At 54.1% G+C, this 23,326-nt stretch carries 18 protein-coding genes; 11 read left to right on the top strand and 7 right to left on the bottom strand.

Translation table 11 applies throughout. The annotated features are described in order from the left end of the window. Nucleotides 1–18: 18 nt before the first annotated feature. The gene (yahO, locus tag ACJHWT_RS14810) at nucleotides 19–294 is read left to right on the top strand and encodes a DUF1471 family periplasmic protein YahO (protein ID WP_000691953.1); all 276 of its coding nucleotides are present in this window, start codon (nucleotides 19–21) and stop codon (nucleotides 292–294) included. 100 nt (nucleotides 295–394) lie between these two features. Here yahO and prpR read toward each other — a convergent pair whose 3' ends face one another. Further along, entirely contained in the window at nucleotides 395–1,981 is a 1,587-nt protein-coding gene (gene prpR, locus ACJHWT_RS14805) for a propionate catabolism operon regulatory protein PrpR (protein ID WP_000941040.1), read from the bottom strand. A 238-nt stretch (nucleotides 1,982–2,219) separates the two neighbouring features. Here prpR and prpB point away from each other — a divergent pair, with 238 nt between their 5' ends. The 6 genes from prpB to codA all read left to right on the top strand — a co-directional run bounded on the left by prpB (nucleotide 2,220) and on the right by codA (nucleotide 10,709). Beyond that, entirely contained in the window at nucleotides 2,220–3,110 is an 891-nt protein-coding gene (gene prpB, locus ACJHWT_RS14800) for a methylisocitrate lyase (RefSeq protein WP_000052167.1), read from the top strand. Between the two features lie 159 nt (nucleotides 3,111–3,269). After that, on the top strand, nucleotides 3,270–4,439 hold the full coding sequence (gene prpC / locus ACJHWT_RS14795) for a 2-methylcitrate synthase (RefSeq protein ID WP_001285916.1): 1,170 nt from the start codon (nucleotides 3,270–3,272) through the stop codon (nucleotides 4,437–4,439). A gap of 33 nt (nucleotides 4,440–4,472) precedes the next feature. Then, nucleotides 4,473–5,924 (top strand): 2-methylcitrate dehydratase, encoded by a 1,452-nt coding sequence (prpD, locus tag ACJHWT_RS14790; protein ID WP_001275863.1) that lies wholly within the window; start codon nucleotides 4,473–4,475, stop codon nucleotides 5,922–5,924. A gap of 39 nt (nucleotides 5,925–5,963) precedes the next feature. Continuing rightward, nucleotides 5,964–7,850 carry a propionate--CoA ligase gene (gene prpE, locus ACJHWT_RS14785; RefSeq protein ID WP_000010311.1) on the top strand — a complete coding sequence of 629 codons (1,887 nt, stop codon included), beginning with the start codon at nucleotides 5,964–5,966 and terminating at the stop codon, nucleotides 7,848–7,850. Nucleotides 7,851–8,176: 326 nt separating this feature from the next. Further along, nucleotides 8,177–9,436 (top strand): cytosine permease, encoded by a 1,260-nt coding sequence (gene codB, locus ACJHWT_RS14780; protein ID WP_000076233.1) that lies wholly within the window; start codon nucleotides 8,177–8,179, stop codon nucleotides 9,434–9,436. Beyond that, entirely contained in the window at nucleotides 9,426–10,709 is a 1,284-nt protein-coding gene (codA, locus tag ACJHWT_RS14775; RefSeq protein WP_001299008.1) for a cytosine/isoguanine deaminase, read from the top strand. The genes codB and codA overlap by 11 nt, the downstream gene beginning before the upstream one ends. Before the next feature lie 132 nt (nucleotides 10,710–10,841). Here the strand turns inward: codA and cynR are convergent, their stop codons facing one another. After that, entirely contained in the window at nucleotides 10,842–11,741 is a 900-nt protein-coding gene (gene cynR, locus ACJHWT_RS14770; RefSeq protein ID WP_000952496.1) for a transcriptional regulator CynR, read from the bottom strand. A 108-nt stretch (nucleotides 11,742–11,849) separates the two neighbouring features. Here cynR and cynT point away from each other — a divergent pair, with 108 nt between their 5' ends. The 3 genes from cynT to cynX are packed head-to-tail and all read left to right on the top strand — an operon-like array spanning nucleotide 11,850 to nucleotide 14,197. Next, nucleotides 11,850–12,509, top strand: a complete 660-nt coding sequence (gene cynT / locus ACJHWT_RS14765) for a carbonic anhydrase CynT (protein WP_000658659.1) — start codon at nucleotides 11,850–11,852, stop codon at nucleotides 12,507–12,509. A 30-nt stretch (nucleotides 12,510–12,539) separates the two neighbouring features. After that, nucleotides 12,540–13,010 (top strand): cyanase, encoded by a 471-nt coding sequence (gene cynS / locus ACJHWT_RS14760; RefSeq protein WP_000616248.1) that lies wholly within the window; start codon nucleotides 12,540–12,542, stop codon nucleotides 13,008–13,010. A gap of 5 nt (nucleotides 13,011–13,015) precedes the next feature. Beyond that, nucleotides 13,016–14,197 carry a cyanate transporter CynX gene (gene cynX / locus ACJHWT_RS14755; protein WP_001317649.1) on the top strand — a complete coding sequence of 394 codons (1,182 nt, stop codon included), beginning with the start codon at nucleotides 13,016–13,018 and terminating at the stop codon, nucleotides 14,195–14,197. Between the two features lie 102 nt (nucleotides 14,198–14,299). On the opposite strand, the gene lacA is transcribed toward cynX, so the two are convergent. From lacA to ACJHWT_RS14730, 5 genes are all read right to left on the bottom strand, one after another. Beyond that, complete coding sequence (gene lacA / locus ACJHWT_RS14750) at nucleotides 14,300–14,911, bottom strand: galactoside O-acetyltransferase (protein ID WP_001317650.1); 612 nt, start codon at nucleotides 14,909–14,911, stop codon at nucleotides 14,300–14,302. Nucleotides 14,912–14,976: 65 nt separating this feature from the next. After that, nucleotides 14,977–16,230 (bottom strand): lactose permease, encoded by a 1,254-nt coding sequence (lacY, locus tag ACJHWT_RS14745; protein ID WP_000291549.1) that lies wholly within the window; start codon nucleotides 16,228–16,230, stop codon nucleotides 14,977–14,979. 51 nt (nucleotides 16,231–16,281) lie between these two features. After that, nucleotides 16,282–19,356 carry a beta-galactosidase gene (lacZ, locus tag ACJHWT_RS14740; RefSeq protein ID WP_000177889.1) on the bottom strand — a complete coding sequence of 1,025 codons (3,075 nt, stop codon included), beginning with the start codon at nucleotides 19,354–19,356 and terminating at the stop codon, nucleotides 16,282–16,284. A gap of 122 nt (nucleotides 19,357–19,478) precedes the next feature. After that, a complete protein-coding gene (gene lacI / locus ACJHWT_RS14735) occupies nucleotides 19,479–20,561 on the bottom strand; it encodes a DNA-binding transcriptional repressor LacI (protein ID WP_000805866.1) in 1,083 nt (360 codons plus the stop codon). A 76-nt stretch (nucleotides 20,562–20,637) separates the two neighbouring features. Then, nucleotides 20,638–21,471: a DNA-binding transcriptional regulator gene (locus ACJHWT_RS14730; protein ID WP_021539084.1), complete on the bottom strand. Its 834-nt coding sequence runs from the start codon at nucleotides 21,469–21,471 to the stop codon at nucleotides 20,638–20,640. Nucleotides 21,472–21,661: 190 nt separating this feature from the next. On the opposite strand from ACJHWT_RS14730, the gene ACJHWT_RS14725 reads away from it, so the two are divergent. Next, nucleotides 21,662–23,326 carry a bifunctional 3-(3-hydroxy-phenyl)propionate/3-hydroxycinnamic acid hydroxylase gene (locus ACJHWT_RS14725; protein WP_001007436.1) on the top strand — a complete coding sequence of 555 codons (1,665 nt, stop codon included), beginning with the start codon at nucleotides 21,662–21,664 and terminating at the stop codon, nucleotides 23,324–23,326.

The raw sequence follows: 23,326 nt of genomic DNA, 5'->3' as shown, positions 1-23,326 counted from the left end.
CAACTCTGGAGCCGTAATATGAAAATAATCTCTAAAATGTTAGTCGGTGCGTTAGCGTTTGCCGTTACCAATGTCTATGCCGCAGAATTAATGACCAAAGCGGAATTTGAAAAGGTTGAATCGCAATATGAAAAAATAGGTGATATTTCAACCAGTAATGAAATGTCGACCGCAGATGCGAAAGAAGATTTGATCAAAAAAGCCGATGAAAAAGGGGCTGATGTGTTGGTACTGACCTCTGGTCAAACTGACAATAAGATCCACGGCACGGCAAATATTTATAAGAAGAAGTAATTCTGAATCCTATGTAAACATCCCCGATGCGTAAGTTTATCGGTGATCATCATCTATTGAAATTTATGCCGGATAAAGCGTTCGCGCTGCATTCGGCAGTTCAGCTTTTCAGCCGCCGCCAGAACGTCGTTCGGCTGATACCTAAATAATTCGCCGCTGCTGTCTTATCGCCATTAAATTTCTCCAGTGCCTGTTGTGCTGTCAGCAAGCCTGGAATGGGAGTCTTTGCCGACTTGCGCGCCAGTTCCGGCAGTAGCAGCTGCAAAAATTGCGGCGTTAAATCCGGCGTCGGTTCCACACTTAAAAATAACGCCAGTCGTTCCATCATATTGCGCAGTTCACGAATATTGCCCGGCCAGTCGTAGAGCAATAATAGAATCTGACAGGTCTCTAATCCCTGACGTAATGCGGCAGAAAAAGGGACAGAGAGTGCCGCCAGAGACATTTTCAAAAAGCTTTCCGCCAGCGGCAGAATATCCGCCACCCGCTCGCGTAGCGGCGGCAGTTGTAGACGCAAAATACTCAGCCGATAAAACAGGTCACGGCGAAACTGCCCTTGCTGCATATCTTCTTCCAGATTGCAGTGAGTGGCGCTAATGACCCGCACATCCACCGGAACAGGCTGATGCCCGCCGACGCGGGTGACCTCTTTTTCTTCCAGCACCCGCAGCAGCCGAGTCTGCAACGGCAGCGGCATTTCGCCTATCTCGTCAAGAAACAGCGTGCCACCGTGGGCGATTTCGAACAGCCCGGCGCGACCTCCGCGTCGCGAGCCGGTAAACGCCCCTTCCTCATAGCCAAACAGCTCCGCTTCCAGCAGCGATTCGGCAATCGCTCCGCAGTTGACGGCAACAAACGGATGCGACTTTTTGCCCTGTCGCGCATCGTGGCGGGCAAAATATTCCCGATGAATCGCCTGGGCCGCCAGCTCTTTGCCCGTCCCCGTTTCCCCCTCAATCAACACCGCCGCACTGGAGCGGGCATACAGCAAAATAGTCTGCCGCACCTGTTCCATCTGTGGTGATTGACCGAGCATATCGCCCAGCACGTAACGAGTACGCAGGGCGTTACGGGTAGCATCGTGAGTGTTATGGCGTAACGACATGCGCGTCATATCCAGCGCATCGCTGAACGCCTGGCGCACGGTGGCGGCGGAATAGATAAAAATTCCGGTCATTCCGGCTTCTTCTGCCAGATCGGTAATCAGCCCCGCGCCGACCACCGCTTCGGTGCCGTTGGCTTTCAGCTCGTTAATCTGCCCGCGCGCGTCTTCTTCGGTAATGTAGCTACGTTGGTCGAGGCGCAAATTAAAGGTTTTTTGAAACGCCACCAGTGCCGGAATGGTTTCCTGATAAGTGACAACGCCGATAGAAGAGGTGAGTTTTCCGGCTTTTGCCAGTGCCTGTAACACATCGTAGCCGCTCGGTTTAATCAAAATAACTGGCACTGACAGGCGGCTTTTCAGGTACGCGCCGTTAGAGCCAGCGGCGATGATGGCGTCGCAGCGTTCGTTTGCCAGTTTCTTGCGGATGTAGGTCACTGCTTTTTCAAAGCCAAGCTGAATAGGGGTAATGTTCGCCAGGTGATCAAACTCGAGGCTGATATCGCGAAACAGCTCGAATAAGCGCGTCACCGATACCGTCCAGATAACCGGTTTGTCGTCATTCAGCCGTGGTGGATGTGCCATAGCGCACCGCAAAGTTAAGAAACCGAATATTGGGTTTAGCCTTGTTTCATAATTGTTGCAATGAAACGCGGTGAAACATTGCCTGAAACGTTAACTGAAACGCATATTTGCGGATTACTTCATGACTTTATTTATAACAAATTGAAATTAAACATTTAATTTTATTCAGTCAATTGTGGCGCACCCCTTGCTTTGTCTTTATCAACGCAAATAACAAGTTGATAACAAAGGATGGGCTATGTCTCTACACTCTCCAGGTAAAGCGTTTCGCGCTGCACTGTCTAAAGAAAATCCATTGCAGATTGTTGGCACCATTAACGCCAACCATGCGCTGTTGGCGCAGCGTGCCGGATATCAGGCAATTTATCTCTCCGGCGGTGGCGTGGCGGCAGGGTCGCTGGGGCTGCCCGATCTCGGTATTTCTACTCTTGATGACGTGCTGACAGATATTCGCCGTATCACCGACGTTTGTTCGCTGCCGCTGCTGGTGGATGCGGATATCGGTTTTGGTTCTTCAGCCTTTAACGTGGCGCGTACGGTGAAATCAATGATTAAAGCCGGTGCGGCAGGATTGCATATTGAAGATCAGGTTGGTGCGAAACGCTGCGGTCATCGTCCGAATAAAGCGATCGTCTCGAAAGAAGAGATGGTGGATCGGATCTGCGCGGCGGTGGATGCGAAAACCGATCCTGATTTTGTGATCATGGCGCGCACCGATGCGCTGGCGGTAGAGGGGCTGGATGCGGCAATCGAACGAGCGGAGGCCTATGTTGAAGCGGGTGCCGAGATGCTGTTCCCGGAAGCAATTACCGAACTCGCCATGTACCGCCAGTTTGCCGATGCGGTGCAGGTGCCGATCCTTGCCAACATTACTGAATTTGGTGCCACGCCGCTGTTTACCACCGACGAATTACGCAGCGCCCATGTCGCAATGGCGCTGTATCCCCTTTCTGCTTTCCGCGCCATGAACCGCGCCGCTGAACATGTCTACAACGTCCTGCGCCAGGAAGGCACGCAGAAAAGCGTCATCGACACCATGCAAACCCGCAACGAGCTGTACGAAAGCATCAACTACTACCAGTACGAAGAGAAGCTCGACGACCTGTTTGCCCGTGGTCAGGTGAAATAAAAACGCCCGTTGGTTGTATTCGACAACCGATGCCTGATGCGCCGCTGACGCGACTTATCAGGCCTACGAGGTGAACTGAACTGTAGGTCGGATAAGACGCATAGCGTCGCATCCGACAACAATCTCGACCCTACAAATGATAACAATGACGAGGACAATATGAGCGACACAACGATCCTGCAAAACAGTACCCATGTCATTAAACCGAAAAAATCGGTAGCACTTTCTGGCGTTCCGGCGGGCAATACGGCGCTCTGCACCGTGGGTAAAAGTGGCAATGACTTGCATTACCGTGGTTACGATATTCTTGATCTGGCGGAACATTGCGAATTTGAAGAAGTAGCGCATCTGCTGATCCACGGCAAACTGCCGACCCGTGACGAACTCGCCGCCTACAAAACGAAACTGAAAGCCCTGCGTGGTCTACCGGCTAACGTGCGTACCGTGCTGGAAGCCTTACCGGCGGCGTCACACCCGATGGATGTTATGCGCACCGGCGTTTCCGCGCTCGGCTGCACGCTGCCAGAAAAAGAGGGGCATACCGTCTCTGGCGCGCGGGATATTGCCGACAAACTGCTGGCGTCACTTAGCTCGATTCTTCTCTACTGGTATCACTACAGCCACAACGGCGAACGCATTCAGCCGGAAACCGATGACGACTCCATCGGCGGTCACTTCCTGCATCTGCTGCATGGCGAAAAGCCGTCGCAAAGCTGGGAAAAGGCGATGCATATTTCGCTGGTGCTGTACGCCGAACACGAGTTTAACGCCTCCACCTTTACCAGCCGGGTGATTGCGGGCACCGGCTCTGATATGTATTCCGCGATTATTGGCGCGATTGGTGCACTGCGCGGGCCGAAGCACGGCGGGGCGAATGAAGTGTCGCTGGAGGTCCAGCAACGCTACGAAACGCCGGACGAAGCCGAAGCCGATATCCGCAAGCGGGTGGAAAACAAAGAAGTGGTCATTGGTTTTGGTCATCCGGTTTATACCATCGCCGACCCGCGTCATCAGGTGATCAAACGTGTGGCGAAGCAGCTCTCGCAGGAAGGCGGGTCGCTGAAGATGTACAACATCGCCGATCGCCTGGAAACGGTGATGTGGGAGAGCAAAAAGATGTTCCCCAATCTCGACTGGTTCTCCGCTGTTTCCTACAACATGATGGGCGTTCCCACCGAGATGTTCACCCCACTGTTTGTTATCGCCCGCGTCACCGGCTGGGCGGCGCACATTATCGAACAACGTCAGGACAACAAAATTATCCGTCCTTCCGCCAATTATGTTGGACCGGAAGACCGCCAGTTTGTCGCGCTGGATAAGCGCCAGTAAACCTCTACGAATAACAATAAGGAAACGTACCCAATGTCAGCTCAAATCAACAACATCCGCCCGGAATTTGATCGTGAAATCGTTGATATCGTCGATTACGTGATGAACTACGAAATCAGCTCCAAAGTAGCCTACGACACCGCACATTACTGCCTGCTCGACACGCTCGGCTGCGGTCTTGAAGCTCTCGAATACCCAGCCTGTAAAAAACTGCTGGGGCCAATTGTCCCCGGCACCGTCGTACCTAACGGCGTGCGCGTCCCCGGAACTCAGTTCCAGCTCGACCCCGTCCAGGCGGCATTTAACATCGGCGCGATGATCCGTTGGCTCGATTTCAACGATACCTGGCTGGCGGCGGAGTGGGGGCATCCTTCCGACAACCTCGGCGGCATTCTGGCAACGGCAGACTGGCTTTCGCGCAACGCGGTCGCCAGCGGCAAAGCGCCGTTGACCATGAAACAGGTGCTGACCGCAATGATCAAAGCCCATGAAATTCAGGGCTGCATCGCGCTGGAAAACTCCTTTAACCGCGTCGGCCTCGACCACGTTCTGTTAGTGAAAGTGGCTTCCACCGCCGTGGTCGCCGAAATGCTCGGCCTGACCCGCGAGGAAATTCTCAACGCCGTTTCGCTGGCATGGGTAGACGGACAGTCGCTGCGCACCTATCGTCATGCACCGAACACCGGCACGCGTAAATCCTGGGCGGCGGGCGATGCCACTTCCCGCGCGGTACGTCTGGCACTGATGGTGAAAACGGGCGAAATGGGTTACCCGTCAGCCCTGACTGCGCCTGTGTGGGGCTTCTACGACGTCTCCTTCAAAGGTGAATCGTTCCGCTTCCAGCGCCCGTACGGTTCTTACGTCATGGAAAATGTGCTGTTCAAAATCTCCTTCCCGGCGGAGTTCCACTCCCAGACGGCAGTTGAAGCAGCGATGACGCTCTATGAACAGATGCAGGCAGCAGGCAAAACGGCGGCAGATATCGAAAAAGTGACCATTCGCACCCACGAAGCCTGTATTCGCATCATCGACAAAAAAGGGCCGCTCAATAACCCGGCAGACCGCGATCACTGCATTCAGTACATGGTGGCGATCCCGCTGCTATTCGGGCGCTTAACGGCGGCAGATTACGAGGACAACGTTGCGCAAGATAAACGCATTGACGCCCTGCGCGAGAAGATCAATTGCTTTGAAGATCCGGCATTTACTGCTGACTACCACGACCCGGAAAAACGCGCCATCGCCAATGCCATTACCCTTGAGTTCACCGACGGCACGCGCTTTGAAGAAGTGGTGGTGGAGTACCCCATTGGTCATGCTCGCCGCCGTCAGGATGGCATTCCGAAGCTGGTCGATAAATTCAAAATCAATCTCGCGCGCCAGTTCCCGACTCGCCAGCAGCAGCGCATTCTGGAGGTTTCTCTCGACAGAACTCGCCTGGAACAGATGCCGGTCAATGAGTATCTCGACCTGTACGTCATTTAAGTAAACGGCGGTAAGGCGTAAGTTCAACAGGAGAGCATTATGTCTTTTAGCGAATTTTATCAGCGTTCGATTAACGAACCGGAGCAGTTCTGGGCCGAGCAGGCCCGGCGTATTGACTGGCAGACGCCCTTTACGCAAACGCTAGACCACAGCAACCCGCCGTTTGCCCGTTGGTTTTGTGAAGGCCGAACCAACTTGTGTCACAACGCTATCGATCGCTGGCTGGAGAAACAGCCAGGGGCGCTGGCATTGATTGCCGTCTCTTCGGAAACAGAGGAAGAGCGTACCTTTACCTTCCGCCAGTTACATGACGAAGTGAATGCGGTGGCGTCAATGCTGCGCTCACTGGGCGTGCAGCGTGGCGATCGGGTGCTGGTGTATATGCCGATGATTGCCGAAGCGCATATTACCCTGCTGGCCTGCGCGCGCATTGGCGCTATTCACTCGGTGGTGTTTGGTGGATTTGCCTCGCACAGCGTGGCGGCGCGAATTGATGATGCTAAACCGGTGCTGATTGTCTCGGCTGATGCCGGAGCGCGCGGTGGCAAAATCATTCCCTATAAAAAATTACTCGACGATGCGATAAGTCAGGCGCAGCATCAGCCGCGCCACGTTTTACTGGTGGATCGCGGACTGGCGAAAATGGCGCGCGTCAGCGGGCGGGATGTCGATTTCGCGTCGTTGCGCCATCAACACATCGGTGCGCGGGTGCCGGTGGCGTGGCTGGAATCCAACGAAACCTCCTGTATTCTCTACACCTCCGGCACAACCGGCAAACCTAAAGGCGTGCAGCGTGATGTCGGCGGATATGCGGTGGCGCTGGCGACCTCGATGGACATCATTTTTGGCGGCAAAGCGGGCGGCGTGTTCTTTTGTGCTTCGGATATCGGCTGGGTGGTAGGGCATTCGTATATCGTTTACGCGCCGCTGCTGGCGGGGATGGCGACTATCGTTTACGAAGGATTGCCGACCTGGCCGGACTGCGGCGTGTGGTGGAAAATTGTCGAGAAATATCAGGTTAGCCGCATGTTCTCAGCGCCGACCGCCATTCGCGTGCTGAAAAAATTCCCTACCGCTGAAATTCGCAAACACGATCTCTCGTCGCTGGAAGTGCTCTATCTGGCTGGAGAACCGCTGGACGAGCCGACCGCCAGTTGGGTGAGCAATACGCTGGATGTGCCGGTGATCGACAATTACTGGCAGACCGAATCCGGCTGGCCGATTATGGCGATTGCTCGCGGTCTGGACGACAGGCCGACGCGTCTGGGTAGCCCCGGCGTGCCGATGTATGGCTATAACGTGCAGTTGCTCAATGAAGTCACCGGCGAACCGTGCGGCGTCAACGAGAAAGGGATGCTGGTGGTGGAAGGGCCGCTGCCGCCGGGGTGTATTCAGACCATCTGGGGCGATGACGACCGCTTTGTGAAGACGTACTGGTCGCTGTTTTCCCGTCCGGTGTATGCCACCTTTGACTGGGGCATCCGCGATGCTGACGGTTATCACTTTATTCTCGGGCGCACTGACGATGTGATTAACGTTGCCGGGCATCGGCTGGGGACGCGCGAGATTGAAGAGAGTATCTCCAGTCATCCGGGCGTTGCCGAAGTGGCGGTGGTTGGGGTGAAAGATGCGCTGAAAGGGCAGGTGGCGGTGGCGTTTGTCATTCCGAAAGAGAGCGACAGTCTGGAAGACCGTGAGGTGGCGCACTCGCAAGAGAAGGCGATTATGGCGCTGGTGGACAGCCAGATTGGCAACTTTGGCCGCCCGGCGCACGTCTGGTTTGTCTCGCAATTGCCGAAAACGCGATCTGGAAAAATGCTGCGCCGCACGATCCAGGCGATTTGCGAAGGACGTGATCCTGGGAACCTGACGACCATTGATGATCCGGCGTCGTTGGATCAGATCCGCCAGGCGATGGAAGAGTAGGTCGGATAAGGCGCTCGCGCCGCATCCGACACCGTGCGCAGATGCCTGATGCGACGCTGACGCGTCTTATCATGCCTACAGGCCTGAACCGTAGGTCGGATAAGGCGCTCGCGCCGCATCCGACACCATGCGCCGATGCCTGATGCGACGCTTACCGCGTCTTATTATGCCTACCCACTGTTTTTACACCGATAATTTTTCCCCCACCTTTTTGCACTCATTCATATAAAAAATATATTTCCCCACGAAAACGATTGCTTTTTATCTTCAGATGAATAGAATGCGGCGGATTTTTTGGGTTTCAAACAGCAAAAAGGGGGAATTTCGTGTCGCAAGATAACAACTTTAGCCAGGGGCCAGTCCCGCAGTCGGCGCGGAAAGGGGTATTAGCATTGACGTTCGTCATGCTGGGATTAACCTTCTTTTCCGCCAGTATGTGGACCGGCGGCACTCTCGGAACCGGTCTTAGCTATCATGATTTCTTCCTCGCAGTCCTCATCGGTAATCTTCTCCTCGGTATTTACACTTCATTTCTTGGTTACATTGGCGCAAAAACCGGCCTGACCACTCATCTTCTTGCTCGCTTCTCTTTTGGTGTTAAAGGCTCATGGCTGCCTTCACTGCTGCTGGGCGGCACCCAGGTTGGCTGGTTTGGCGTTGGCGTGGCGATGTTTGCCATTCCGGTGGGCAAGGCAACCGGGCTGGATATTAATTTGCTGATTGCCGTTTCCGGTTTACTGATGACCGTCACCGTCTTCTTTGGCATTTCGGCGCTGACGGTTCTTTCGGTGATTGCAGTTCCGGCTATCGCCTGTCTTGGCGGTTATTCCGTGTGGTTGGCCGTTAACGGCATGGGCGGCCTGGACGCATTAAAAGCGGTCGTTCCCGCACAACCGTTAGATTTCAATGTCGCGCTGGCGCTGGTTGTGGGGTCATTTATCAGTGCGGGCACGCTCACCGCTGACTTTGTCCGGTTTGGTCGTAATGCCAAACTGGCGGTGCTGGTGGCGATGGTGGCCTTTTTCCTCGGCAACTCGTTGATGTTTATTTTCGGTGCAGCGGGCGCGGCGGCACTGGGGATGGCGGATATCTCTGATGTGATGATTGCTCAGGGTCTGCTGCTGCCTGCGATTGTGGTGCTGGGGCTGAATATCTGGACCACCAACGATAACGCACTTTATGCGTCGGGTTTAGGTTTCGCCAACATTACCGGTATGTCGAGTAAAACCCTTTCGGTGATTAACGGTATTATCGGTACGGTCTGCGCATTATGGTTGTATAACAATTTTGTCGGCTGGCTGACCTTCCTTTCGGCAGCTATTCCTCCGGTAGGGGGCGTGATCATCGCTGACTATCTGATGAACCGTCGCCGCTATGAGCACTTTGCGACCACGCGTATGATGAGTGTCAATTGGGTGGCGATTCTGGCGGTCGCGCTGGGGATTGCCGCAGGCCACTGGTTACCGGGTATTGTTCCGGTCAACGCGGTATTAGGTGGCGCGCTGAGCTATCTGATCCTTAACCCGATTTTGAATCGTAAAACGACAGCAGCAATGACGCATGTGGAGGCTAACAGTGTCGAATAACGCTTTACAAACAATTATTAACGCCCGGTTACCAGGCAAAGAGGGGCTGTGGCAGATTCATCTGCAGGACGGAAAAATCAGCGCCATTGATGCGCAATCCGGCGTGATGCCCATAACTGAAAACAGCCTGGATGCCGAACAAGGTTTAGTTATACCGCCGTTTGTGGAGCCACATATTCACCTGGACACCACGCAAACCGCCGGACAACCGAACTGGAATCAGTCCGGCACGCTGTTTGAAGGCATTGAACGCTGGGCCGAGCGCAAAGCGTTATTAACCCATGACGATGTGAAACAACGCGCATGGCAAACGCTGAAATGGCAGATTGCCAACGGCATTCAGCATGTGCGTACCCATGTCGATGTTTCGGATGCAACGCTAACTGCGCTGAAAGCAATGCTGGAAGTGAAGCAGGAAGTCGCGCCGTGGATTGATCTGCAAATCGTCGCCTTCCCTCAGGAAGGGATTTTGTCGTATCCCAACGGTGAAGCGTTGCTGGAAGAGGCGTTACGCTTAGGGGCAGATGTAGTGGGGGCGATTCCGCATTTTGAATTTACCCGTGAATACGGCGTGGAGTCGCTGCATAAAACCTTCGCCCTGGCGCAAAAATACGACCGTCTCATCGACGTTCACTGTGATGAGATCGATGACGAGCAGTCGCGCTTTGTCGAAACCGTTGCTGCCCTGGCGCACCGTGAAGGCATGGGCGCGCGAGTCACCGCCAGTCACACCACGGCAATGCACTCCTATAACGGGGCGTATACCTCACGCCTGTTCCGCTTGCTGAAAATGTCCGGTATTAACTTTGTCGCCAACCCGCTGGTCAATATTCATCTGCAAGGACGATTCGATACGTATCCAAAACGTCGCGGCATCACGCGCGTTAAAGAGATGCTGGAGTCCGGCATTAACGTCTGCTTTGGTCACGATGATGTCTTCGATCCGTGGTATCCGCTGGGAACGGCGAATATGCTGCAAGTGCTGCATATGGGGCTGCATGTTTGCCAGCTGATGGGCTACGGACAGATTAACGATGGCCTGAATTTAATCACCCACCACAGTGCCAGAACGTTGAATTTGCAGGATTACGGCATTGCCGCCGGAAACAGCGCCAACCTGATTATCCTGCCGGCTGAAAATGGATTTGATGCGCTGCGCCGTCAGGTTCCGGTACGTTATTCGGTACGTGGCGGCAAGGTGATTGCCAGCACACAACCGGCACAAACCACCGTATATCTGGAGCAGCCAGAAGCCATCGATTACAAACGGTGATCGGCTGGGCTGTGTGTTGACAAAGCGAGCGTAGTTTATGCCGGATGCGGCGTGAACGCCTTATCCGGCCTACGTAGAGCACTGAACTCGTAGGCCTGATAAGCGTAGCGCATCAGGCAATTGTGTCAGTGGTTACCGCGATTCATTTCCGCCAACAACCGCGCATTTATCCAACGCCATTTGCAAAAATGCCTTCGCGGCGGCAGTCTGCCAGCTATTTTTCCGCCGCAACAAAACCGCCGTTCTCTCCAGTAGTGGCGGGGCAAGAGAAATAGCTTTAAGCCCGTCATGTTGTGTGGCAATCGCTGCTGGTAACAATGTGGAAAGGGAAGTGCGGCGAATCAGCTCCAGAACCGCGCTAATTGAGTTCGCCTCAATGACCACCTGTGGATGCAGCCCCGCTTTCTCGCAGTAGTGGTCAATTTGCTCTCTGGTGGCAAATTCCGCGCTGAGCAGGACCAGTTTTTCATCATGCAAGCGACTCAACGCCACCTGTTCATGGACGGCCAGCGGATGATGTTGCGCCACGACTAACGCTAAACTTTCTGTCAGTAAAGGAATTGCCTCCAGCTCCGGCGAATGCACAGGCGCGAAGGCAATCCCAACGTCCAACTCGTCGCGGCAAAGCATATCTTCGATTTTCTCCTGCGACATTTCCTGTAGCTGGAGCGTGATGCCGGGATAGCGCGCATAGAAATCCGCCATTAAGGGGCCGATAAAGTAGCTCGTAAAGGTGGGGGTGACGGCGATACGCAGCGATCCTCGCGTCAGATCGGCAACATCATGAATCGCCCGTTTACCCGCCCCCAGTTCCTGTAACGCCCGGCTGGCGTACTGTCGCCAGACTTCTCCTGCATCAGTGAGACGAATCGTTCGCCCGCTACGGTCAAACAGCGGCACGCCTAAACTCTCCTCTAACTGGCGAATCTGCTGGGAAAGCGCAGGCTGGGAGACGTGCAACGCACTGGCGGCACGGGTGAAGCTGCCATGTTCAGCCACGGCAAGAAAATAATTGATATGTCGAGAGAGCATTCGCAACCTATAAGTAAATCCAATAGGACTCATCATAAATGAGACTTTTACCTTATGACAATCGGCGAGTAGTCTGCCTCTCATTCCAGAGACAGACAGAGGTTAACGGTGAAAGAGATTATTGATGGATTCCTTAAATTCCAGCGCGAGGCATTTCCGAAGCGGGAAGCCTTATTTAAACAGTTGGCGACACAGCAAAGCCCGCGCACACTTTTTATCTCCTGCTCCGACAGCCGTCTGGTCCCTGAGCTGGTGACGCAACGTGAGCCTGGCGATCTGTTCGTTATTCGCAACGCGGGCAATATCGTCCCTTCCTACGGGCCGGAACCCGGTGGCGTTTCTGCTTCGGTGGAGTATGCCGTCGCTGCGCTTCGGGTATCTGACATTGTGATTTGCGGTCATTCCAACTGTGGCGCGATGACCTCCATTGCCAGCTGTCAGTGCATGGACCATATGCCTGCCGTCTCCCACTGGCTGCGTTATGCCGATTCAGCCCGCGTCGTTAATGAGGCGCGCCCGCATTCCGATTTACCGTCAAAAGCTGCGGCGATGGTACGTGAAAACGTCATTGCTCAGTTGGCTAATTTGCAAACTCATCCATCGGTGCGCCTGGCGCTCGAAGAGGGGCGGATCGCCCTGCACGGCTGGGTCTACGACATTGAAAGCGGCAGCATCGCAGCTTTTGACGGCGCAACCCGCCAGTTTGTGCCACTGGCCGCTAATCCTCGCGTTTGTGCCATACCGCTACGCCAACCGACCGCAGCGTAACCTTATTTTTAAACCATCAGGAGTTCCACCATGATTCAGTCACAAATTAACCGCAATATTCGTCTTGATCTTGCCGATGCCATTTTGCTCAGCAAAGCTAAAAAAGATCTCTCATTTGCCGAGATTGCCGACGGCACCGGGCTGGCAGAAGCCTTTGTGACCGCGGCTTTGCTGGGTCAGCAGGCGCTTCCTGCCGACGCCGCCCGCCAGGTCGGGGCGAAGCTGGATCTCGACGAAGACGCCATTCTACTGTTACAGATGATCCCAGTGCGTGGCTGCATTGATGACCGTATTCCAACCGACCCAACGATGTATCGTTTCTATGAAATGTTGCAGGTGTACGGCACAACCCTGAAAGCGTTGGTTCATGAGAAGTTTGGCGATGGCATTATCAGCGCGATTAACTTCAAACTCGACGTTAAGAAAGTGGCGGACCCGGAAGGTGGCGAACGTGCGGTCATCACCTTAGATGGTAAATATCTGCCGACCAAACCGTTCTGACAGCCATGCGTAACCATCAAAAGACGTTCACGATGCTGCTGGTTCTGGTGCTGATTGGTCTTAATATGCGACCACTGCTCACCTCCGTCGGGCCACTGCTACCGCAATTGCGCCAGGCAAGCGGAATGAGCTTTAGCGTGGCTGCCCTGTTGACCGCTCTGCCGGTGGTTACCATGGGCGGGCTGGCGCTGGCCGGAAGCTGGCTTCATCAGCATGTCAGCGAACGTCGCAGCGTCGCCATCAGTTTGTTACTGATTGCCGTCGGTGCATTGATGCGTGAGCTTTACCCCCAAAGTGCGCTGCTGCTTAGCAGCGCACTGCTTGGTGGAGTGGGGATCGGCATCATTCAGGCAGTGATGCCTTCGGTAATTAAGCGGCGGTTTCAGCACCGTACGCCACTGGTGATGGGGCTGTGGTCCGCGGCTCTAATGGGCGGCGGTGGACTTGGTGCCGCCATTACGCCCTGGTTAGTTCAACATAGCGAAACCTGGTATCAAACACTCGCCTGGTGGGCGCTGCCTGCCGTTGTTGCGCTCTTTGCCTGGTGGTGGCAAAACGCCCGCGAGGTCGCCTCTTCTCACAAGACAACAACCACTCCGGTTCGCGTGGTATTTACTCCCCGCGCGTGGACGCTGGGTGTTTACTTCGGTCTGATTAACGGTGGTTACGCCAGCCTGATTGCCTGGTTACCCGCTTTCTATATTGAGATTGGTGCCAGCGCGCAGTACAGCGGTTCCTTGCTGGCGTTGATGACGCTTGGGCAAGCTGCGGGGGCATTGCTGATGCCTGCTATGGCTCGCCATCAGGATCGGCGCAAACTTTTGATGCTGGCGCTGGCGTTACAACTGGTGGGTTTCTGCGGCTTTATCTGGCTGCCGCTGCAATTGCCGGTCTTCTGGGCGATGGTGTGTGGTTTAGGTCTGGGCGGCGCATTTCCGCTCTGTTTGCTGCTGGCACTCGATCACTCTGCGCAACCCGCTATTGCTGGCAAACTGGTGGCGTTTATGCAGGGGATCGGTTTTATCATCGCCGGGCTTGCCCCGTGGTTTTCTGGTGTGCTGCGTAGTATCAGTGGCAATTACTTGATGGACTGGGCGTTTCATGCGCTGTGCGTCGTTGGGTTGATGATCATAACCCTGCGTTTTGCACCAGCACGTTTTCCGCAGCTGTGGGTCAAAGAGGCATGATGCGACGCTTGTTCCTGCGCTTTGTTTACGTTGGATGCGGCCTACGTAGATCACTGAACTTGTAGGCCTGATAAGCGGAGCGCATCAGGCAATTTTTATAATTTAAACTGACGATTCAACTTTATAATCTTTGTAATAATAGTGCTTATCCCGGTCGTTTATTTCGCGAATAACCCGGCAAGGAACGCCAGCAGCCACGACGTTTGGTGGAATGTCTTTTATGACGACACTACCCGCGCCAATAACAGAATTATCCCCGATGGTGACGCCTGGATTAATGACCACATGACTTCCGATCCAGACGTTATTGCCAATCGTTATCGGAAAAGAGTACATCTCACCGTTTTTTCTCAATTCATGGTGTACAGGGTGTCCCGTAACGGAAAGAGTAACATTGGGTGCAATCAATACGTTATCACCGATCGTTACCGTGTAGTCGTCTACAATGGTTAAATTGAAATTTGCATAAAAATTGCGGCCTATATGGATGTTGGAACCGTAAGAGAAATAGACGGGGGGTTCTACCCAGGCGTTTTCCCCTACCGTGGCAAACATTTCTTTAATCAGGCTTTCTCTTTTTTCAACTTCTGATGGATGCGAGTGATTAAACTCATACATTAACGTTTTCCCACGAAGTCTTTTTTCCGGTAAGCCTTCGCACATATCGGTAAATAGCTTGCCTGCTTTTATTCTTTCGGTCATTGGCATGTTCATTGCGATCATTCCGTCCTGATATGTTGGTCGGATAAGGCGCTCGCGCCGCATCCGACATTGATTGCTTAAGCGACTTCATTCACCTGACGACGCAGTAGAGAAAGCGGACCGGGGCCGCTAAGCGTGAACACGGAAATTAAGGTGAAGCCCAACGCCACCAGACCCAGCACCAGATAAGCGCCCTGGAAACCGATGCTTTCATACATATTGCCCGCCAGTACAGACATAAAAATCATCGCCAGTTGCTTAAAGAAGCAGAAACAGACCAGATAAATCGTCGCTGAAAAACGCACTTCAAACTGGCTGGTAATATATTTAAAGCAGCCCACCAGCAGGAACGGTACTTCAAACATATGCAGCGTTTTCAGAATAACCACTTCCAGCGCTGAGGTGGCGAACGATGAGCCAATAATACGTACAGACATAATAGTGCCAGCCAGCAGCAGGGCGTTTTTCCCACCGATGCGATTAATGATCAGTGGCGCAAAGAACATAATCGAGGCGTTAAGTAATTCGCCCATTGTCGTTACGTAGCCAAATACCCGCGTACCCTGTTCACCGGTGGCAAAGAACGAAGTAAAGAAATTAGCAAACTGTTGGTCAAAAACATCGTAGGTGCAGGAAACGCCAATAACATACAGTGACAAAAACCATAGTTTTGGCTGTCTGAACAGTTCCAGCGCCAGCTTAAGGCTAAATGCCGAATGGTTGGCACCTACCGCATTGGCAACCGTGGCGGAAGAGGGTGCATCCGTTTTGGCGAAAAAGAGCAAAACGGCGAGGATGAGTGCACAGCCAGAACCCAGCCAGAAAACAAACTGATTATTGATGGTGAACATGATGCCGACAATCGAGGCACACAGCGCCCAGCCAACACAGCCAAACATCCGCGCGCGACCAAATTCGAAATTACTGCGACGGCTGACTTTCTCGATAAATGCCTCTACTGCTGGCGCACCGGCGTTAAAACAAAAGCCAAGATAAATACCACCAACAATCGATCCTACTAAAATGTTGTATTGTAACAGTGGCCCGAAGATAAAAATAAAGAACGGCGCAAACATCACTAACATGCCGGTAATAATCCACAGCAGGTATTTGCGCAGCCCGAGTTTGTCAGAAAGCAGACCAAACAGCGGTTGGAATAATAGCGAGAACAGAGAAATAGCAGCAAAAATAATACCCGTATCACTTTTGCTGATATGGTTGATGTCATGTAGCCAAATCGGGAAAAACGGGAAGTAGGCTCCCATGATAAAAAAGTAAAAGAAAAAGAATAAACCGAACATCCAAAAGTTTGTGTTTTTTAAATAGTACATAATGGATTTCCTTACGCGAAATACGGGCAGACATGGCCTGCCCGGTTATTATTATTTTTGACACCAGACCAACTGGTAATGGTAGCGACCGGCGCTCAGCTGGAATTCCGCCGACACTGACGGGCTCCAGGAGTCGTCGCCACCAATCCCCATATGGAAACCGTCGATATTCAGCCATGTGCCTTCTTCCGCGTGCAGCAGATGGCGATGGCTGGTTTCCATCAGTTGTTGTTGGCTGTAGCGACTGATATTGAACTGGAAGTCGCCGCGCCACTGGTGTGGGCCATAATTCAATTCGCGCGTCCCGCAGCGCATACCGTTTTCGCTCGGGAAGACGTACGGGGTATACATGTCTGACAATGGCAGATCCCAGAGGTCAAAACAGGCCGCAGTAAGGCGGTCGGGATAGTTTTCTTGCGGCCCTAATCCGAGCCAGTTTACCCGCTCTGCGACCTGCGCCAGCTGGCAGGTCAGGCCAATCCGTGCAGGATGCGGTGTATCGCTCGCTACTTCAACATCCACACTGACGACCATCTCACCGTGTCCATCGATACGGTAGGTTTTCCGGCTAATAAATAAGGTTTTTCCCTGATGCTGCCACGCGTGAGCGGTCGTAATCAGCACCGCGTCGGCAAGTATATCTGCCGTGCACTGCAACAACGCCACTTCGGCCAGGTAATGGCCCGCCGCCTTCCAGCGTTCGACCCAGGCGTTAGGGTCAATGCGGGTCGCTTCACTTACACCAATGTCGTTATCCAGCGGTGCGCGGGTGAACTGATCGCGCAGCGGCGTCAGCAGTTGTTTTTCATCGCCAATCCACATCTGTGAAAGAAAGCCTGACTGGCGGTTAAATTGCCAACGTTTATTACCCAGCTCGATGCAAAAATCCGTTTCGCTGGTGGTCAGATGCGGGATGGAGTGGGACGCGGCGGGGAGTGTCACGCTGAGGTTTTCCGCCAGACGCCACTGATGCCAGGCGCTGATGTGTCCGGCTTCTGACCATGCGGTCGCGTTCGGTTGCACTACGTGTACCGTTAGCCAGAGTTGCCCGGTGCTTTCCGGCTGCGGTAGTACAGGCAGTTCAATTACCTGTTTACCTTGTGGAGCGACATCCAGAGGCACTTCACCGCTTGCCAGCGGCTTGCCATCCAGTGCCACCGTCCAGTGCAGGAGCTCGTTATCGCTATGACGGAACAGGTATTCGCTGGTCACTTCGATGGTTCGCCCGGATAAACGGAACTGGAAAAACTGCTGCTGGTGTTTTGCTTCCGTCAGCGCCGGATGCGGCGTGCGGTCGGCAAAGACCAGACCGTTCATGCAGAACTGGCGATCGTTCGGCGTATCGCCAAAATCACCGCCGTAAGCCGACCACGGGTTGCCGTTTTCATCATATTTAATCAGCGACTGATCCACCCAGTCCCAGACGAAGCCGCCCTGTAAACGGGGGTACTGACGAAATGCCTGCCAGTATTTAGCGAAGCCGCCAAGACTGTTACCCATTGCGTGGGCATATTCGCAAAGGATCAGCGGGCGCAGTTCTCCAGGCAGCGAAAGCCATTTTTTGACGGACCATTTCGGCACAGCCGGGAAGGGCTGGTCTTCATCCACGCGCGCGTACATCGGGCAAATAATATCGGTGGCCGTGGTGTCGGCTCCGCCGCCTTCATACTGCACCGGGCGGGAAGGATCGACAGATTTGATCCAGCGATACAGCGCGTCGTGATTAGCGCCGTGGCCTGACTCATTCCCCAGCGACCAGATGATCACACTCGGGTGATTACGATCGCGCTGCACCATTCGCGTTACGCGTTCGCTCATCGCGGGTAGCCAGCGCGGATCATCGGTCAGACGATTCATTGGCACCATGCCGTGGGTTTCAATATTGGCTTCATCCACCACATACAGGCCGTAGCGGTCGCACAACGTGTACCACAGCGGATGATTCGGATAATGCGAACAGCGCACGGCGTTAAAGTTGTTCTGCTTCATCAGCAGGATATCCTGCACCATCGTCTGCTCATCCATGACCTGACCATGCAGAGGATGATGCTCGTGACGGTTAACGCCGCGAATCAGCACCGGCTTGCCGTTCAGCAGCAGCAGACCATTTTCAATCCGCACTTCGCGGAAACCGACATCGCAGGCTTCTGCTTCAATCAACGTGCCGTCGGCAGTGTGCAGTTCAACCACCGCACGATAGAGATTCGGGATTTCGGCGCTCCACAGCGCCGGGTTTTCGACGTTCAGACGTAGCGTGACGCGATCGGCATAACCACCACGCTCATCGATAATTTCACCGCCGAAAGGCGTGGTGCCGCTGGCGACCTGCGTTTCACCCTGCCACAAAGAAACCGTCACCCGCAGCTCATCGCGCAGTTCGCCGCACATCTGAACTTCTGCCTCCAGTACCGCGCGGCTGAAATCATCATTAAAGCGAGTGGCAACATGGAAATCGCTGATTTGTGTGGTCGGTTTGTGCAGCAACGAGACGTCACGGAAAATGCCGCTCATCCGCCACATATCCTGATCTTCCAGATAACTGCCGTCACTCCAGCGCAACACCATCACCGAGAGGCGGTTTTCTCCGGCGCGTAAAAATGCGCTCAGGTCAAATTCAGACGGCAAACGGCTGTCCTGGCCGTAACCGACCCAGCGCCCGTTGCACCACAGATGAAACGCCGAGTTAACACCATCAAAAATAATTCGCGTCTGGCCTTCCTGTAGCCAGCATTCATCAATATTAAATGTGAGCGAGTAACAACCCGTCGGATTCTCCGCGGGAACAAACGGCGGATTGACCGTAATGGGATAGGTCACGTTGGTGTAGATGGGCGCATCGTAACCGTGCATCTGCCAGTTTGAGGGGACGACGACAGTATCGGCCTCAGGAAGATCGCACTCCAGCCAGCTTTCCGGCACCGCTTCTGGTGCCGGAAACCAGGCAAAGCGCCATTCACCATTCAGGCTGCGCAACTGTTGGGAAGGGCGATCGGTGCGGGCCTCTTCGCTATTACGCCAGCTGGCGAAAGGGGGATGTGCCGCAAGGCGATTAAGTTGGGTAACGCCAGGGTTTTCCCAGTCACGACGTTGTAATACGACGGCCAGTGAATCCGTAATCATAGTCATAGCTGTATCCTGCGTGAAATTGTTATCCGCTCACAATTCCACACAACATACGAGCCGGACGCATAATGTGTAAAGCCTGGGGTGCCTAATGAGTGAGCTGACTCACATTAATTGCGTTGCGCTCACTGCCCGCTTTCGAGTCGGGAAATTTGTCGCGCCAGCTGCATTAAAGAATCTGCCAACGCCTGGGGAGAAGCGGTTTGCGTATTGGGCGGAAGGGTGGTTTTTCTTTCCACCAGTGAGACGGGCAACAGCTGATTGCCCTTCACCGCCTGGCCCTGAGAGAGTTGCAGCAAGCGGTCCACGCTGGTTTGCCCCAGCAGGCGAAAATCCTGTTTGATGGTGGTTAACGGCGGGATATAACACGAGCTGTCTTCGGTATCGTCGTATCCCACTACCGAGATATCCGCACCAACGCGCAGCCCGGACTCGGTAATGGCGCGCATTGCGCCCAGCGCCATCTGATCGTTGGCAACCAGCATCGCAGTGGGAACGATGCCCTCATTCAGCATTTGCATGGTTTGTTGAAAACCGGACATGGCACTCCAGTCGCCTTCCCGTTCCGCTATCGGCTGAATTTGATTGCGAGTGAGATATTTATGCCAGCCCGCCAGGCGCAGACGTGCCGAGACAGAACTTAATGGGCCCGCTAACAGAGCGATTTGCTGGTGACCCAATGCGACCAGATGCTCCACGCCCAGTCGCGTACCGTCTTCATGGGAGAAAATAATACTGTTGATGGGTGTCTGGTCAGAGACATCAAGAAATAACGCCGGAACATTAGCGCAGGCAGCTTCCACAGCAATGGCATTCTGGTCATCCAGCGGATAGTTAATGATCAGCCCACTGACGCGTTGCGCGAGAAGATTGTGCACCGCCGCTTTACAGGCTTCGACGCCGCTTCGTTCTACCATCGACACCACCACGCTGGCACCCAGTTGATCGGCGCGAGATTTAATCGCCGCGACAATTTGCGACGGCGCGTGCAGGGCCAGACTGGAGGTGGCAACGCCAATCAGCAACGACTGCTTGCCCGCCAGTTGTTGTGCCACGCGGTTGGGAATGTAATTCAGCTCCGCCATCGCCGCTTCCACTTTTTCCCGCGTTTTCGCAGAAACGTGGCAGGCCTGGTTCACCACGCGGGAAACGGTCTGATAAGAGACACCGGCATACTCTGCGACATCGTATAGCGTTACTGGTTTCACATTCACCACCCTGAATTGACTCTCTTCCGGGCGCTATCATGCCATACCACGAAAGGTTTTGCGCCATTCGATGGTGTCAACGTAAATGCACGCCGCTTCGCCGTCCGGCCACCAGAATAGCCTGCGATTCAACCCCTTCTTCGATCTGTTTTGCCACCCGTTGTAGCGCCGGAAGATGCTTTTCCGCTGCCTGTTCAATGGTCATTGCGCTCGCCATATACACCAGATTCAGACAGCCAATCACCCGTTGTTCACTGCGCAGCGGTACGGCAATAGAGGCGATCTTTTCTTCTTGATCCCAGCCGCGGTAGTTCTGTCCGTACCCCTCTTTGCGCGCGCGCGCCAGAATGGCTTCCAGCTTTAACGGTTCCCGTGCCAGTTGATAGTCATCACCGGGGCGGGAGGCTAACATCTCGATTAATTCCTTGCGTTCTTGTTCCGGGCAAAAGGCCAGCCAGGTCAGGCCCGAGGCGGTTTTCAGAAGCGGTAACCGTCGCCCGACCATTGCCCGGTGAAAAGATAAGCGGCTGAAACGATGGGTAGTTTCGCGTACCACCATTGCATCAACATCCAGGGTGGACACATCTGTCGGCCATACCACTTCGCGCAACAGATCGCCCAGCAGTGGGGCCGCCAGTGCAGAAATCCACTGTTCGTCACGAAATCCTTCGCTTAATTGCCGCACTTTGATGGTCAAACGGAAACTATCATCGGAGGGACTACGCCGGACATATCCCTCTTCATGCAGCGTCTCCAGTAGTCGCCGCACAGTGGTGCGATGCAGGCCGCTGAGTTCCGCCAGCAGCCCGACGCTGGCACCGCCATCAAGTTTATTTAACATATTTAATAACATTAGACCGCGGGTTAAGCCGCGCACGGTTTTGTATGCCGTCTGCTCATTGTTCTGCATATTAATTGACATTTCTATAGTTAAAACAACGTTGTGCACTTGGTGCACATTCGGGCATGTTTTGATTGTAGCCGAAAACACCCTTCCTATACTGAGCGCACAATAAAAAATCATTTACATGTTTTTAACAAAATAAGTTGCGCCGTACTGTGCGCGCAACGGCATTTTGTCCGAGTCGTGAGGTACTGAAATGGCAATACAACATCCTGACATCCAGCCTGCTGTTAACCATAGCGTTCAGGTGGCGATCGCTGGTGCCGGTCCGGTCGGGCTGATGATGGCGAACTATCTCGGCCAGATGGGCATTGACGTGCTGGTGGTGGAGAAACTCGATAAGTTGATCGACTACCCGCGTGCGATTGGTATTGATGACGAGGCGCTGCGCACCATGCAGTCGGTCGGCCTGGTCGATAATGTTCTGCCGCACACTACGCCGTGGCACGCGATGCGTTTTCTCACCCCAAAAGGTCGCTGTTTTGCTGATATTCAGCCAATGACCGATGAATTTGGCTGGCCGCGCCGTAACGCCTTTAATCAGCCTCAGGTCGATGCGGTGATGCTGGAAGGATTGTCGCGTTTTCCGAATGTGCGCTGCCTGTTTTCCCGCGAGCTGGAGGCCTTCAGCCAGCAAGATGACGAAGTGACCTTGCACCTGAAAACGGCAGAAGGGCAGCGGGAAACGGTCAAAGCCCAATGGCTGGTGGCCTGTGATGGTGGGGCAAGTTTTGTCCGTCGCACCCTGAATGTGCCGTTTGAAGGTAAAACTGCGCCAAATCAGTGGATTGTGGTAGATATCGCCAACGATCCGTTAAGTACGCCGCATATCTATTTGTGTTGTGATCCGGTGCGCCCGTATGTTTCTGCCGCGCTGCCTCATGCGGTACGTCGCTTTGAATTTATGGTGATGCCGGGAGAAACCGAAGAACAGCTGCGTGAGCCGCAAAATATGCGCAAGCTGTTAAGCAAAGTGCTGCCTAATCCGGACAATGTTGAATTGATTCGCCAGCGTGTCTACACCCACAACGCGCGACTGGCGCAACGTTTTCGTATTGATCGCGTACTGCTGGCGGGCGATGCCGCGCACATCATGCCGGTATGGCAGGGGCAGGGCTATAACAGTGGCATGCGCGACGCCTTTAACCTCGCATGGAAACTGGCGTTGGTTATCCAGTGGAAAGCCCGCGATGCGCTGCTCGATACCTATCAACAAGAACGTCGCGATCACGCCAAAGCGATGATTGACCTGTCCGTGACGGCGGGCAACGTGCTGGCTCCGCCGAAACGCTGGCAGGGTACGTTACGTGACGGCGTTTCCTGGCTGTTGAATTATCTGCCGCCAGTAAAACGCTACTTCCTCGAAATGCGCTTCAAGCCGATGCCGCAATATTACGGCGGTGCGCTGGTGCGTGAGGGCGAAGCGAAGCACTCTCCGGTCGGCAAGATGTTTATTCAGCCGAAAGTCACGCTGGAAAACGGCGACGTGACGCTGCTCGATAACGCGATCGGCGCGAACTTCGCGGTAATTGGCTGGGGATGCAATCCACTGTGGGGGATGAGCGACGAGCAAATCCAGCAGTGGCGCGCGTTGGGCACACGCTTCATTCAGGTGGTGCCGGAAGTGCAAATTCATACCGCACAGGATAACCACGACGGCGTACTACGCGTGGGCGATACGCAAGGTCGCCTGCGTAGCTGGTTCGCGCAACACAATGCTTCGCTGGTGGTGATGCGCCCGGATCGCTTTGTTGCCGCCACCGCCATTCCGCAAACTCTGGGTAATACGCTGAATAAACTGGCGTCGGTAATGACGCTGACCCGCCCTGATGCCGACGTTTCTGTCGAAAAGGTAGCCTGA

It is taken from the genome of Escherichia sp. WS338 (assembly GCF_046486405.1).
Classification (GTDB): domain Bacteria; phylum Pseudomonadota; class Gammaproteobacteria; order Enterobacterales; family Enterobacteriaceae; genus Escherichia; species Escherichia coli.
This window is presented reverse-complemented; position numbering and strand designations above follow the sequence as displayed.

Coding starts and splice junctions, on each gene's coding strand:
- yahO (WP_000691953.1), top strand. CDS start 19: ATGAAAATAATCTCTAAAATGTTAGTCGGTGCGTTAGCGTTTGCCGTT.
- prpR (WP_000941040.1), bottom strand. CDS start 1,981: ATGGCACATCCACCACGGCTGAATGACGACAAACCGGTTATCTGGACG.
- prpB (WP_000052167.1), top strand. CDS start 2,220: ATGTCTCTACACTCTCCAGGTAAAGCGTTTCGCGCTGCACTGTCTAAA.
- prpC (WP_001285916.1), top strand. CDS start 3,270: ATGAGCGACACAACGATCCTGCAAAACAGTACCCATGTCATTAAACCG.
- prpD (WP_001275863.1), top strand. CDS start 4,473: ATGTCAGCTCAAATCAACAACATCCGCCCGGAATTTGATCGTGAAATC.
- prpE (WP_000010311.1), top strand. CDS start 5,964: ATGTCTTTTAGCGAATTTTATCAGCGTTCGATTAACGAACCGGAGCAG.
- cynR (WP_000952496.1), bottom strand. CDS start 11,741: ATGCTCTCTCGACATATCAATTATTTTCTTGCCGTGGCTGAACATGGC.
- cynS (WP_000616248.1), top strand. CDS start 12,540: ATGATTCAGTCACAAATTAACCGCAATATTCGTCTTGATCTTGCCGAT.
- cynX (WP_001317649.1), top strand. CDS start 13,016: ATGCGTAACCATCAAAAGACGTTCACGATGCTGCTGGTTCTGGTGCTG.
- lacA (WP_001317650.1), bottom strand. CDS start 14,911: ATGAACATGCCAATGACCGAAAGAATAAAAGCAGGCAAGCTATTTACC.
- lacY (WP_000291549.1), bottom strand. CDS start 16,230: ATGTACTATTTAAAAAACACAAACTTTTGGATGTTCGGTTTATTCTTT.
- lacZ (WP_000177889.1), bottom strand. CDS start 19,356: ATGACTATGATTACGGATTCACTGGCCGTCGTATTACAACGTCGTGAC.
- ACJHWT_RS14730 (WP_021539084.1), bottom strand. CDS start 21,471: ATGCAGAACAATGAGCAGACGGCATACAAAACCGTGCGCGGCTTAACC.
- ACJHWT_RS14725 (WP_001007436.1), top strand. CDS start 21,662: ATGGCAATACAACATCCTGACATCCAGCCTGCTGTTAACCATAGCGTT.